We start from the raw sequence: 14708 nt of genomic DNA, 5'->3' as shown, positions 1-14708 counted from the left end.
TAAATATACTCTGTATATTTGCATTATCTATAACGCTTGACTTCATATTACATTCACAATAACCGGTAAAATCCGCTCCTGCAAAAAAACACCCATCTTTGCGATGAGTGTTTTCATTTTCTATTCAAGCATTTCAATGAATGCGGCCATTCTTGTATTCAGTTGTGCAACATCCCCCTGCGAGTAATCGGTAACCACATCCAGATAAGGAATGTGCTTTTCTTCATTGACGAAATTACGTACACTGATAGATTCCATATGTACAGAATGACAACCGGTCAGGATCATCTCCACGACACCATCTACTTTAAACTCATCAATCATTCTTCCCAGAAGTTCAATACGATGATCATTCGGTGTCATAATTGCACAGCCAATGGTGAAGTATTTTTCTGCAATCGCCTCATAAACATCCGGATTGTTCTCATCCACCTGCTTATCAATCACTTTTGCACCTGTACAGTTTTCAAAAGCTACTACTACACCACCGTTATCCTCGATTGCTTTCACCACTTTTTTGGAGTCACCTCCGATTGGGCATCCTGTGACCAGAATACGGGGTCTCTTTTCCCGCTTTGGTTTATTCTCGTACTCTTCCAATATCTGCTTCGTCAATGCATCAAGCTCTCCCGGAACTTTTTCTATCTCCAGCTTATATTTACTGCCATATAACACATCCAGAAGCTCCATCCCCATGATCGGTACAGGATCCAGCTTCATCACTTCATACAGTCGCTTTAATGCACTTCTTCTGGCATTCTCCATACGAATTGCCCGTCTGATATCTTCTTCTGTAATGACAACCTGAAATTTTTCTTCCAGATAATGCTGCAGACGAATAATCTCCTGTTTCCAGAGTCCCAGTCCGTTTTTTGATTGTGTGTTCGGCAGTTCCATTACATATACATCTTTAAACTCCGAAAGCATCTCATACATTTTCTTTTTCCCATCACAGGTCGTCTCGCCAACAACCAGATCTGAGAAATAAAAGTAAGGACACTTATCCGAAATCGCAAATCCATAACTTGACTTGACAAGCGGACAGATGTTCTTGGGCAGAACCGTTTCTGCAATCTGAACCGTTTCTTCCGACGAAGAACATAATCCAACCGGAACTGCTCCCATTGCAACTGCTATTTCCCTCGGAAAATAGGAACAATATGCTCCTATTACAGGAATCTGTCGTTCCTTGAATTCTTTAATCGTCAAAAAAGACTTCTTTTTCTGTTCTGCAAACTCTTCAAATATTTCAGGCAATTCTTTTATTACTTCCATTCTGTCTCTCCTCTAATACTATCACCTCTATTCTAGCATACGCCTTCCTCAATTCCAATTTATTCTATGTACAAACCTTCGCTCTACGATTAGGCACAATGCACAATTATTCCATATTTTCCTGTTCCTGCAGCACTATACTGATCATCAGCTGCCTTGCAATCTTCGGGTCATTGATATCCACTCCCAGCATCTCATTGATCTTGGATAACCGGTATATCATGGTATTACGATGAATGTACAGATGCTTTGATGTCATACTGACATTATTGCCATGCAATAAATACTCTTTCAGTGTATTATAGAACTCCGTTCCCTTCACCCGATCTTCCTGCTTCAGACGATTCAAGGGATGTTCCAGATAACGCGCATTTCCTATAAAAGGAGCTGCACAGGAACAGACAATCTGGATGTAATAATCATATTCCTGATGCAGATTCTTTTCCGCATGTGTCTTTTCTCCGATCCGGAGCGCCTGTGTAACCAGAAACTTCTTTTTCTCTATCAGATCAATATCATCAAATATTTCACTGACCGCACATACCATCTCGTAATTATCACACATGTCATTCAGCATGTAGATTAACTTTGCCTTCTGATCTTCCATATAAATATCCGAAAATAAAACAAATATGAGATTGTCCTTAATATATACAAAAGAATTCGGGTAAGTATCAATCAGGCTGTTTCCTGCTTGCTGAAGCTGAAGCACATGATCTTTCTTTAACTTCAAAACAGCAATCATAAACGGCTTCATCACATAGGCATCATACATCTTCTGTATCTCTTTTCCCCGAAGCCTGTCACTTTCCTCTCCTTCAAACAGACTTCTTGCAATCATCCGTCGGATGGTAGATGTATGATAATGTACCCTGACACCCTGCCTTTCAAAAATCATCCCAAGCGCCTGGCAAACGATGTCATTTACCTGACCAAAAACAGGCGCATCTTCTATGTCATCATCCTCCGGAATCAAAATGCAGAACCCCTCTGTATTTCCTTTTACTTCAATCGTATTGACCTCACAGTATTTTTCTTCTGCCTTCAAATGCAGGGATGACGCCTTCTCTCCTTTTTCTTTCACTTCCACACATTGAGATATAAGACTGATGATGGTATCATGTCTGTCCGCTTCTTCCTTCGAAACCGGACTATTTTCAGATAATCCAGCTGAAACAGCGAGCACCTTTCCTCCGATATCGACAATCACAAAGGATACTCCTGTATAGTCCGCAATCATATCAATAATCTTCTGAATGTTGCATTCTGAACTTACCGTTTCAAACACTTTTCTATAACATATATTGATATCAAACTTTTTCTTCATGTGCGCATGACCCCGTTTTTTGCAATATCTGCATACTACTTTTCATTATATTCAACACAAAAAACCATGTCCAATCGGTATTGTCAATAATACGCACTGTTTATAGCTATCATCAATTAATTGTTTAAGAATTATCCCGGGTCAGATTCTTGATCCATTTGTAACTGAAAAACCGGCTGACGGACATCGGTATCTTGATCACTTCATCACTCATCAATATGACATACACGATCTGGACACTCGCATGGAACTTAAATGCCGCAATTGCTCCAAAGATAATCGAAAAGCACCACATTCCTCCAAGGTCCACGACAAGCCCGTATTTTGTATCTCCCCCGGACCTGAGAACTCCCACGATCAACGTTGTATTGATCGACATGCAGAGTGAAAAATAGGACATGACAAAAAACATGAATTTCATATATCCCTGTGCTTCTGTCGATAATGTCATAAATCTTACTGCAATCGGAGAAGCAATCAATATCATACATCCGCCTGCCAGTCCGGTCAAAATACTGAGTTTTAAGAATTTTCTTCCATATGCTTTTGCAAGCTCATACTGTTTTTCCCCGATGGTTTTCCCAAGATAGATTGCTGTCGCGTTCGATACACCAAAGCACACAACCAACGCCAGCTGTCTTGCCACCTGTGCAACCGAGTTCGCAGCTACTGCCGCACTGCCCAGATGACCGATAATTGCCGCATTTGTCGATGTTCCTAATCCCCACAAAAGTTCATTGATAATCACCGGTACTGCATACGTCAGGAAATCTTTAAAGAGAATTTTATCGACCTTTACCATGTCACGCACATGGAAATGTACGACTTTATTCCTGTTTTTTGCATACCAGATGACAATCAGAAGCTCCAGTATTCTGGACACCAGCGTTGCAATTGCCGCTCCTTTGATTCCAAGTTCCGGGAATCCAAACAGACCAAAGATTAGCACAGCATTTAACACAATGTTGGTAAGAAGGGAGATTGCGTATACCACCGTAGCGATCAGTACTCTTTCGATACTTCTCATGGTGTTTAGATAAATCTGTGTGATACACATCAGAATATAGGATAACGCAACAATTCTCAGATATTTCGCGCCTTCTGCAATCACCACTTCATCATTGGTGAAGATTCTTAAAAGCTGTACCGGACACACTTCTGCTGCAATCGTAAAAATGATTCCGGCAGTCACTGCAGCACTCATCGCCATTCCCATGATTTTCTCAATCGAACGGGTATCTTTCTTTCCCCAGTACTGTGCATTCAGAACCGTTGCTCCGGAATTAATCCCGAACAGGAATAATGTCATCACAAACTGAATCTGGCCTGACAGAGAGGAGCCTGACAGTACTTTTTCTCCCACACGCCCCAGCATCAGTACATCCGTTGCCGTAACCCCCACATTGATCAGGTTCTGCAGTGCCATCGGTATAATCAGACTGAAAACATGTATATAAAAACCTTTCCAGTTGATATTTAACTGATCCTCTTTTTCCTTTCGGAAGCCCAATTACCTATCATTTCTGTATCCCCTTTTTGCTCTCAAGCATACTTTTACGATTTTTCCTACGTTATGATATCAAAAGGAATGGGACTGTAAAACAGCCCCATTCTGTAACATGGATTTCATTATATCTTATTCACCGCTGCTGCCAGATACTCATTGCTGACCTCTGAGAAATTCTCATTCTCAACAGCTTCTGCAAGTCCTGCATCGATCGGCATCTTTCCAAGCACCGGAATTCCAAGCTCTGCAGCCACTTCATCAATATGGCTTTCTCCAAATACGGCAATCTTCTTTCCACAATCCGGACATACCAGATAACTGTAGTTTTCTACGATTCCAAGTACCGGAATGTTCATCTGTTCCGCCATATTGTATGCCTTTTTTACGATCATCCGTACCAGATCCTGTGGGGATGTAACGATGACAACTCCATTCACCGGAAGTGACTGGAATACGGTAAGCGGAACATCTCCGGTTCCGGGAGGCATGTCAACAAACAGATAATCCAGTTCGCCCCAGGCTACGTCTGTCCAGAACTGTGTCACAACTCCTGAGATCACCGGTCCTCTCCAGATGACCGGATCAGACTCGTTCGGAAGAAGAAGATTCACAGACATGATCTCTGTTCCGTCCTTCGCAATACATGGAAAGATAACTTCTTCATTTCCTCCTGCCTTTTCATGAATTCCATACATCTTTGGAATGGATGGTCCTGTAATATCCGCATCCAGGATTCCGACGGAGAACCCCTGCTCTTTCATCATTCTTGCCAGGGATGCGGTCACCATGGATTTTCCGACTCCTCCCTTTCCGCTGACAACTGCAATTACATTTTTAATACTTGAATACTGATTGGCCGGCTTTTTGAAATCCTGTGGCTTGCTTCCGCAGGAATCTGCGTGTGCACAACCGGCACAATCGGATGGGGAACAGCCATTCTTCTGCTCTTCTGCCATAACTATCTACCTCTCTTTTTCTTAACTTTTTTTCTGACGTTTTCTGATCTTTTCCGCGATTATTCTTCCACCACAGCGATCAGTTCTACTTCACATTTTACACCCTTTGGAAGCGTCTTTACTGCAACACAGCTTCTGGCCGGCTTGGACGTAAAGTATTTTGCATATACTTCATTAAATGCAGCAAAGTCTCCCATATCTGCCAGGAAACAGGTGGTCTTCAACACTTTATCAAAGGATGTTCCGGCTGCTTTCAGCACCTCTCCCAGATTCTTGCATACCTGCTCTGTCTGCTCTTCAATCGTCTCAGCTTCAACCGCATCTACTGCCGGATTAATCGGAATCTGACCTGCAGAATAGAATATTCCGTTATGAACATACCCCTGAGAATATGGTCCCAATGCTTTTGGTGCTTTTTCTGTTGCTACTACTTTCATAATATTACCTCTCCTTTGCAATTTCTAATAGTTTCTTACCAGTTCTTCCACTGTTTTACATTGTACTACCTCTACAGCCGGGTTATCAATAGCTTTTTTCAGTCTCCCCATATAATCTGTCAGTTCTCTTCCGCTGTGACTGTACGCCAGACTGTCACTGCCTGTCCATCCAATACTGCCAGCGGAGCTCCCCGGATTCCCAACATCTACAGTGTACCGCGTATGATCATGTATTTCAACATTTTCTCAGATATCTCGATCAAAGCGGAAGTTTTTCGTGTCCGGTTAATCAGGCAGATTTCAAATACACTTTATGGGCGTAGCGAGAAAATGTAAACAATTCTCCCCAATCAATCTGAGGTTTCGAATATAAATATAGAGATCGACGGGCACTGATATGAAATTATTTAGAGAATGCCCAATTATGATGAAAATAAATTGAGTGATTTCATATAAACATGAAAAAAGAGGGTAAAAACAGAAGAAAATACTGTAAACACCCATTCGAATGATCTCACCATAAGTTGCTATACCTATGACGATCTTCACTTCCCCTTTTTAGCCTGCCATTATAAAAAACGAAAGCCGTTGCTCCACAGATAAATCAATCATCTGTTTTGCAACGGCACATCTTTATTTCTTCTTATACTTCTTCCAGCCTTTTTACTCTGCCACAAGAATCATCACAGACCTTGCTCCGATGCATACCTGCTCAGTATCCAGCCTGACCGGCACTTCATGAATCTCATGACCTTCCACGCCGGTATTGACCTCCACTGCCCACTGCAGATCACCGGGAAGCTCCGGAAGTGTGATATTTACCGTCTCCCAGTATGCATTGACTGCAATATATACAATATCATCTCTTCTTCGTCTCTCATCATATCCCGCCATCATCGCAGCGATGACTCCCGAACCACTTTCATAGGAAGGATTCCAGGGCTGCTCTCCATGAAGGCTCACTTCCGGAAGCCCGCATAACGCCCTTTTACACTTGCCATGCAATACAACATGTCTTTTGCGAAAATGGATCAGATACCGGTAAAACTGATAGATATCCTGATGCTCTTCCAGAAGTCTCCAGTCAAGCCAGGACACCTCATTGTCCTGACAATATGCATTATTATTGCCAAACTGCGTATTGCAAAACTCATCTCCTGCAAGAAACATCGGCGTTCCCCGGCTGGTCATCAAGACCGCACACGCGTTGCGGATCAAGCGGTACCTCAGGCGAAGAACCTCCGGATCCTCCGTCGGGCCTTCCGCTCCACAGTTCCAGCTCCGGTTATCATTCGCTCCATCGGTATTGTCCCATCCGTTTGCCTCGTTGTGTTTTTCGTTATAAGAATACAGATCATACAGCGTAAATCCATCATGGCAGGTCAGAAAATTCACAGATGCATTGTACCCCCGGACAGCCGGATCGTAGATATCCGGAGATCCGATCAGGCGAAGTGCTGCCTCCGATGCACTCCACAGTCCGCCCTTCAGATATTCCCGCATATCATCTCTGTATCTTCCGTTCCATTCCGACCAGCGCCGAAAAGCCGGGAAATTCCCCACCTGATATAAGCCGCCGGCATCCCACGCTTCCGCAATCAGTTTTGTATCCCCCAGGATCGGATCCTGTGCCAGCGCACGCAGCAGCGGTGGATTCTCCATCGGAGATCCATCTTCGTTTCTTCCAAGAATCGACGCAAGATCAAAACGGAATCCGTCCACCCTGTATTCCGTGACCCAGTAGCGCAGACAGTCCGTGATCATCCTTTGCACGACCGGATGATTGCAGTTCATGGTATTGCCACAGCCGCTGAAGTTGTAATAGTTTCCATCCGGTCTGAGCATATAATAGATGTTATTGTCAAATCCCTTAAATGAGATAAACGGTCCATCTTCATTCCCTTCTGCCGTATGATTGAATACCACATCCAGGATCACTTCAATTCCCTGCTCATGCAGAGACTTCACCAGCTGTTTGAATTCTGTTCCTTCCCTGTTATACTCTACCGCAGAAGTATAGCTGGTGTTCGGGGCAAAGAAACTTACGGTATTGTATCCCCAGTAATTCAGCATTTTCCTTCCGTCTACGATTCGGTTCTCGCTCAGTTCATCAAATTCAAAGATCGGCATCAATTCTACTGCGTTGATACCCAGATCTTTCAGATACGGAATCTTTTGCCGGATACCTTCAAACGTTCCCGGCGCCGTCACATCCTCTGCCATCTTAGTAAATCCGCGCACATGCATCTCGTAGATTACAAGCTCTTCCATCGGAATCCTCGGAGATGCTTCCGTCCCCCAGTCAAAATCATCCCGTACCACCCGGGCACGATATCCATTCTTACTGATCTGCTTGCCCCAGACGCTTTGCCCTGTCACCGCTTTTGCATACGGATCCAGAAGAATGTGACTGCGGTCAAACAACAGTCCCTTCTCAGGACAATACGGACCGTCCAGACGATACGCATATTCAAATTCTTCCACATCCAATCCAAATACAATCATGGAATAGACATGCCCGATCTTATAATTCTTCGGAAATGGTATCACTGCATATGGTTCCGACTCTTTTCTGTGATACAGAAGAAGCTCACAGCTGTATGCATTCTTGGAGTGTACCGTAAAGCAGACACCCCCCGGGATTGCGGTAGCTCCATCCACCATATAATATCCGGGCCGTACCCCGAATCCATTGATACAATCCAACGGCCCTATTTTTATATTCTCTTCTCTTTTCATTTATTTTCCTTTCCCGACTACTATCTGACTGCATTCAGGTAATACACCGCAAGCTGCGTCCTGTCTCTTAACTCCAGCTTTTCCAGAATATTACTGATATAATTTCGAACCGTTCCTTCACTCAGATATAATTCTGCTGCTATCTCCCGGTTACTCATTCCTTCTGCGACAAGAGAGATCACCTGCAGTTCCTTTTCACTGATCTCATGTGCCTCCCAGTCATATACTTTCTTTTCCTGCAAAAGCCCGGGAAGCTTCGATATAATCTCTGTACCGAATACCGTCTGTCCGGTCTGCACCGCCTGAAGTGCAGGAAGAATACTGTTATAATCCTGCTTCAGAAGATATCCCTTCACTCCATATTTCAGAGCCTTAACAATATACTCGTCATCCGAAAATGTTGTCAGAAGCAGTATCTTTGCCTGCGGATATGCTTTCAGAATCTCTCTGGAAGCATCCAGCCCACTCATATCTTTCATGCGGATATCCATCAAAAGGACATCCGGCCTGTATCTTTCATACAACGCAATGGCTTCTTTCCCATCCGATCCCATTCCTTCTACCTGAACCTCTGCATTCACCTCCAGGATCGTCTTTAATGCACTGGAAACCAGCATATCATCATCTACTATTACGATTCTCATTCATGTCCTCCCTGCTTCGGCACCGTGATAAAGATGCGGAAGCCTTCTTTTACCTGCAGCTGAACCACTCCGCCGAGCATCCCGATCCGTTCTTTCATGTTCCGGATCCCGATTCCTCCCGTGGTATCCAGAACTTCCTTAAGCCGCTTTTGCGTCATCGTACTTCCGTTATCCTCCACCACCAGCTGATAGAGCCCCGGATGTTCCCGAACCTGTATCCGTACACTCGTTGCATTGCTGTGCTTCATAATATTATTCAGCGCTTCTTTCACGATGGATATGAAGCTGTACTTAATCTCTCTTGGCACATCATATCCCATATCATACTCCAGACGCACCTCACAGAAGGAATATTCTTCTGTCAGAGATTCCAGCACCTCCTTCAGATTCACAGACTCATCATGAAGGTCATGTACACTCTCCCGCACACTGTTCATAGCGGCATTCAGTGTATCCTCCAGCTGATCCAGCGGTCCCTCCGTTGCTTTTTGTGTGTTCAGTGCTTTCAATGCCCCAACCATCAATATGGATCGTGACAGCATATGTCCTACATTATCATGGATCTCGCGCGCGATCCGGTTCCTCTCTCTCAGTGTAGCTGTATAGATCTCATAATCCTGCTTTTCCAGCAGACTTTTGTTCTTCTCTTTTAATAACAGGTTTCGTTCCGTGCTGTCATCTCTGATCCTCCGAAGCTTCGCATCCTGCAGTTCATATTCTTTCGTCCGGCACTGAACCAGTGCAGTGAACATGCATCCCACTCCCAGACAGACCAGAAGCTGTATCTGATCCGGCAGATAAGCCAGGATAAATCCCAGACCCAGTATGACCGCAAACAGATACTGCCGGTACGCAAGCATGCTGTACAGAATCAATGGTGTAAACAGCCACATCTGCGGACACACATATGCTGCCGCCAACCACCCGACATTCGTCAGAAGCTGCACTTTTTTGCATTCCAGGAATTCATTCATCCCTGCATAAATCACAGCCAGAAGAAATGCTGCCACCAGCTGTGCACTTACCGGCATTCCCATCACAGCCATCATACAATAGACCAGAATGATCGTCTGATCAACTATCTGTTTCATATTTTCTTCCTCAATCTTCATCGATAACATGACATTTGTCACTTCACTTGTGACTCCCGACACTTCCATTATAAACGGCAGGACTTTATACTACAAGTAACAAATCCGATGAAAAATGAATGGAGGATATCTTATGATTCACATTGAAAACCTTGTGAAACGCTATGGCAGCCTGGTAGCACTGGATCATCTGAATCTTGACATCAGAGAAGGAGAGATCTTTGGCCTGCTCGGCCCGAATGGCTCTGGAAAGACAACTGCGATCAACTGCCTGCTGGCACTTTTAAAATACGACAAGGGAACCATCACCATCTTCGGTAAGGAGATGCACCCTGACAGCTATGACATCAAAAAAGACATTGGCGTTGTCATGCAGAATGTCGCTGTATTCGATCAGATGACCGTCTGGGAAAATATTGATTTTTTCTGCGGTCTGTATATCAAAGATAAGAAAAAACGCCAGGAACTTGTAGAAGAAGCCATTGCATTTACCGGTCTGGAAGACTATCGGAAGATGCGTCCGAAAAAGCTGTCCGGCGGCCTTTTGCGGCGTCTGAATATTGCCTGCGGAATCGTGCACAAGCCAAAACTGATCATCATGGACGAACCAACCGTCGCCGTAGACCCACAGAGCCGCAACCGGATACTGGAAGGTATCCTGGAACTGAACCGGCAGGGTTCAACAATCATCTATACTTCCCATTATATGGAAGAGGTCGAGCAGATCTGTACCCGCATCGCGATCATCGACCACGGGCAGGTACTTGCAACCGGAACAACCGAAGAATTAAAGAAAATGATTAAAACCGGTGAAACCATTACCATCGAAGCCATTGCACTGGATGAGATGACTTTGTCCGGACTCCGCGCTCTTCGACATGTATTCGGACTTACTTATGAAAATCAGATACTGAAGATCAAATGCAGTGATGCAAGACACAATCTTGTGCGAATCCTGAATTATCTTCAGGAACATGACGTATCATTTGGCCGTGTATTTTCAGAACTTCCGACTCTGAATGACGTTTTTCTGGAAATCACCGGAAAAGAACTGCGCGATTAGACGGGGGGGATATCTATGTTGCATATACTGAAATACCGGTTTCTCCAGGTTATCCGGGAATATTCCGTTCTGTTCTGGTCACTGGCCTTTCCGATCATCCTTGGAACCTTTTACTATCTGTCCTTTGGCAATATCGGACTTGCAGGAACCGGAGAAACCAGCTGGGACTCTATCCCGGTCGCTGTCATCACAAAAGAAGATACCTCTGATACTACACATGCATTTTCTCAGTTTCTGACGGAACTTGACGGAGACATGCTTAAAATTGAAGATATTTCTTCTGAAAAAGAAGCCATTGATGCCTTAAAATCAGAAACCATTCAGGGTATCTATTACGTAAAGGATACTCCTTCTCTTACTGTAGCCAAAAATGGAATCAATGAAAGCATATTGACTTCCCTTCTTGATTCCTATCGCAGGAATGCCAACCTGCTTCAGAAGATTGCCGAAACTCATCCGGAACGGATCGCTGACGCTCTGAATACCGTATATGACTATCAGAGCTTTACCAAAGATACTTCTCTTGGCGGAAAGACTCTGGATTCGACCGTACAGTATTTTCTTGCGCTGATTGCTTATGCGTGCTTAAGCGGAGCATTCCTCGGCGTACGGTTTGCCATGGACAGTCAGGCGAATCTCTCTGCTCTGGGCGCACGAAGGAGCATCACTCCTACCCACAAACTGACTCTGATTCTGATCGACATGTTGGTCATCGTTGCCGTTCATTTTTTGGATGTTCTGATCCTGAATCTGTATATCGTAAAAGTACTCGGTTTCAGTCTCGGAGACCAGGTCGGCACTCTGATTCTGATCAATCTGATGGGCAGTCTGATCGGCGTCTGCATGGGCATCGTTCTTGGCTGTGTCAGCAGACTCTCTCTGGGTGTACGCATGGGGCTGTGCGTTGCACTGACTTTGTTCCCCGGATTTCTGGCAGGTCTGATGTTTGGAGACATGAAAAACATAATCGAAACCAACTGCCCGATCCTCAACCGGATCAACCCGGCTGCTGTACTGAGCGATGCATATTACTGCATGGGTGTATACAACGACTCTGCAAGATTAACCCGCTGCCTGATCATACTTGCAGCCATGAGTCTTCTCTGCCTGATCGTCGCATTTCTTGGAGTAAGGAGGGAACGTTATGACAGTATTTAAGGGATTTATGACCATTACCAGACAGAACCTGAATATCGTATTCATGTATGTCGCTATCTTTCTTGCGATCTTCGTCATGGTTCAGAAGACGGGTGTTGGAGAATCTGCCTCCACATTTCAGATGGAACATCTTGAAATTGGTGTGATTGATCGAGATCAGAGTGAACTATCCAGAGGTCTGATACAATATCTGAATCAGTATCATACCGTAAAAACGGTTCCGGATGATAAAGCGGCACTTCAGGATGCCATGTTCTATCGCAATATCTACTATGCCGTCATCATTCCGGAAGATTTTGAGACCCGTTGTCTGGAAAACGGGGAAAAACTGCCGGTAACAAAGATCCCCGGAAGCAGCAATGGACATTATGTAGATCAGCAGATCAACTCTTTCCTGAACGAGATCCGTATTATGACCTCCGGCGGATATTCTCTGGAAGATGCGATAGCAGAAGTCTGTGCATTCACTCCGGAAACTTCTGACATCACACTTCTCACAGATAAAGATCACAACGGCGAGATGCCGGGGTATGCATACATGTATCAGTTTTTTCCGTATATCCTGATGTCAATTCTGTGTTATGCGATTGGTTACATTATGATATCTTTCAAAAAACCGGATCTGCAGAGACGAATCAATTGTTCTGCCGTATCCATCCGCAGCCAGAATCTGCAGATTATTCTCGGATACATCGTCATTGGTCTGGCTTTATGGGGCCTTTGCATTCTGATGTCTGTCATCCTGTACAAGAATTCTTTCCTTCAGGATTCTAACTGCTTTTACTATATCGTGAACTGCTTCTGCAATATGCTGGTATCACTGGCACTTGCCTTTCTGGTGGGAACGCTGATTAAAAAAGATGACCTTTTAAGCGCGATCGTCAATGTGATAACACTTGGAATGTCATTCACCTGTGGTGTATTCGTATCTCTGGACATTATGGGCAGGGGAATCAAGACCTTTGCACACTTTCTTCCCGTCTACTGGTACGAGATCAATAATCAGATGCTGGCTTACAATACAGTGCTTCATTCAGCACAACAACAGTCTCTCTATATCGGATATCTGATTCAGATATTATTTGCTGTCGCTATCCTGTGTGCTGCACTGGTTATCACCAAATGCCAACGGACAGAATAAAAAAGGAGTACTGGAAAATATTACTGTTTTCCAGTACTCTTTTTTTATTCTTCTCTTACTGGCACAATGGATACTTCTCTGTAAGCTCTGCAACCATTCCTTTTACTTTCTCAATGTTGTCTTCGCTCTGGATTACAAGCGCAATTCCTTCTGCGATCACATCCATGTCTTCTTCCTTCAGCCCTCTGGAGGTAACAGCCGGTGTACCCAGTCTGACTCCGCTGGTTACAAACGGAGATCTCGGATCGTTCGGCACCGTATTCTTGTTACAGGTGATATGTGCCTCATCCAGACGTCTCTCCAGCTCTTTTCCGGTAGTCTCCTCACCCGTCAGATCTACAAGCATCAGATGATTGTCCGTTCCTCCTGATACAATCTTTACACCGCGTTTCTGAAGACCCGTGCACAGTGCCTGTGCATTCTTCAGAATCTGCTTCTGATACTCAATGAATGACGGCTGGAGTGCTTCTTTGAAGCATACGGCCTTTGCCGCGATTACATGCTCAAGCGGACCTCCCTGGATTCCCGGGAACACAGCTTTGTTAAAGTTGAACTTATCAGCGGATTCCTGGCTGCAGAGGATCATTCCTCCTCTTGGTCCACGAAGCGTCTTATGTGTTGTCGTTGTCACTACATCTGCATACGGAATCGGGCTTGGGTGAAAACCTGCCGCCACAAGACCTGCGATATGAGCCATATCAACCATCAGATATGCCCCTGCTTCATCTGCAATCTCACGGAACTTTTTAAAATCAATGATTCTTGCATAAGCACTGGCACCGGCAATGATCATTTTCGGTCTCTCTTTTAATGCAATTTCTCTCACTTTTTCATAGTCGATAAATCCCTGATCATTTACTCCATAGGATACGATCTGAAAATATTTTCCAGATATATTGACCGGTGAACCATGTGTCAGATGTCCGCCGTGATCCAGATTCATTCCCATGACCTTGTCTCCTGGCTTAAGCATTGCAAAAAATACTGCAAGATTCGCCTGCGCGCCTGAATGCGGCTGTATATTCACATACTCACACTGAAATAACTCCTTCGCTCTTTCTCTAGCCAGATTCTCAACTACATCCACACACTGGCAGCCTCCATAATAACGTTTTCCAGGATATCCCTCCGCATATTTATTGGTCAACGGACTTCCCATTGCCGCCATTACCGCTTTACTTACCCAGTTTTCAGAAGCAATCAGTTCGATATGAGAATTCTGTCTTGCCATCTCTGCCTGAATTGCATCTGCAATCTCGCTGTCTACATTCTTTATTTCATCAAATGTGTACATCTTTCTTCCTCCTGCTTTTATAAAAACTTATTTATCAGAATAACATAATCTTTCTGCATTTTCCAGCATCTTACTT

General features: G+C 44.3%; 12 protein-coding genes. 3 read left to right on the top strand and 9 right to left on the bottom strand.

All coding sequences use genetic code 11. The features are described from left to right. Positions 1-120: 120 nt before the first annotated feature. The 8 genes from JQM82_RS10905 to JQM82_RS10870 all read right to left on the bottom strand — a co-directional run bounded on the left by JQM82_RS10905 (position 121) and on the right by JQM82_RS10870 (position 9976). Positions 121-1275 carry a double-cubane-cluster-containing anaerobic reductase gene (locus JQM82_RS10905; RefSeq protein WP_235250353.1) on the bottom strand — a complete coding sequence of 385 codons (1155 nt, stop codon included), beginning with the start codon at positions 1273-1275 and terminating at the stop codon, positions 121-123. 106 nt (positions 1276-1381) lie between these two features. After that, the gene (locus JQM82_RS10900) at positions 1382-2602 is read right to left on the bottom strand and encodes a PucR family transcriptional regulator (protein WP_235250352.1); all 1221 of its coding nucleotides are present in this window, start codon (positions 2600-2602) and stop codon (positions 1382-1384) included. 124 nt (positions 2603-2726) lie between these two features. Beyond that, entirely contained in the window at positions 2727-4028 is a 1302-nt protein-coding gene (locus JQM82_RS10895) for an MATE family efflux transporter (RefSeq protein WP_235250351.1), read from the bottom strand. A gap of 203 nt (positions 4029-4231) precedes the next feature. Next, positions 4232-5065, bottom strand: coding sequence for an Mrp/NBP35 family ATP-binding protein (locus JQM82_RS10890; protein ID WP_235250350.1), 834 nt, complete (start codon positions 5063-5065; stop codon positions 4232-4234). 59 nt (positions 5066-5124) lie between these two features. Beyond that, complete coding sequence (locus JQM82_RS10885) at positions 5125-5502, bottom strand: RidA family protein (protein WP_235250349.1); 378 nt, start codon at positions 5500-5502, stop codon at positions 5125-5127. A gap of 663 nt (positions 5503-6165) precedes the next feature. After that, the gene (glgX, locus tag JQM82_RS10880) at positions 6166-8241 is read right to left on the bottom strand and encodes a glycogen debranching protein GlgX (RefSeq protein WP_235250348.1); all 2076 of its coding nucleotides are present in this window, start codon (positions 8239-8241) and stop codon (positions 6166-6168) included. 20 nt (positions 8242-8261) lie between these two features. After that, entirely contained in the window at positions 8262-8885 is a 624-nt protein-coding gene (locus JQM82_RS10875) for a response regulator (RefSeq protein WP_235250347.1), read from the bottom strand. After that, positions 8882-9976 carry a sensor histidine kinase gene (locus tag JQM82_RS10870; RefSeq protein WP_235250346.1) on the bottom strand — a complete coding sequence of 365 codons (1095 nt, stop codon included), beginning with the start codon at positions 9974-9976 and terminating at the stop codon, positions 8882-8884. The genes JQM82_RS10875 and JQM82_RS10870 overlap by 4 nt, the downstream gene beginning before the upstream one ends. Positions 9977-10109: 133 nt before the next feature. On the opposite strand from JQM82_RS10870, the gene JQM82_RS10865 reads away from it, so the two are divergent. Genes JQM82_RS10865 through JQM82_RS10855 form a run of 3 tightly spaced genes read left to right on the top strand, consistent with a single transcriptional unit; the run spans position 10110 to position 13338 of the window. Then, positions 10110-11039 carry an ABC transporter ATP-binding protein gene (locus JQM82_RS10865; RefSeq protein WP_235250345.1) on the top strand — a complete coding sequence of 310 codons (930 nt, stop codon included), beginning with the start codon at positions 10110-10112 and terminating at the stop codon, positions 11037-11039. 15 nt (positions 11040-11054) lie between these two features. Then, on the top strand, positions 11055-12197 hold the full coding sequence (locus JQM82_RS10860; protein ID WP_235250343.1) for an ABC transporter permease: 1143 nt from the start codon (positions 11055-11057) through the stop codon (positions 12195-12197). After that, the gene (locus JQM82_RS10855; protein ID WP_235250342.1) at positions 12184-13338 is read left to right on the top strand and encodes an ABC transporter permease; all 1155 of its coding nucleotides are present in this window, start codon (positions 12184-12186) and stop codon (positions 13336-13338) included. Before JQM82_RS10860 ends, JQM82_RS10855 begins: the two co-directional genes overlap by 14 nt. 55 nt (positions 13339-13393) lie before the next feature. On the opposite strand, the gene glyA is transcribed toward JQM82_RS10855, so the two are convergent. Next, positions 13394-14632, bottom strand: a complete 1239-nt coding sequence (gene glyA, locus JQM82_RS10850) for a serine hydroxymethyltransferase (protein ID WP_235250341.1) — start codon at positions 14630-14632, stop codon at positions 13394-13396. Positions 14633-14708 lie beyond the last annotated feature (76 nt).

It is taken from the genome of Faecalicatena contorta, assembly GCF_021531995.1.
GTDB classification, from domain to species: domain Bacteria; phylum Bacillota; class Clostridia; order Lachnospirales; family Lachnospiraceae; genus Dorea_A; species Dorea_A contorta_A.
The sequence above is the reverse complement of the archived record's forward strand: the minus strand, read 5'-3'. Positions and strand labels throughout refer to the sequence as shown.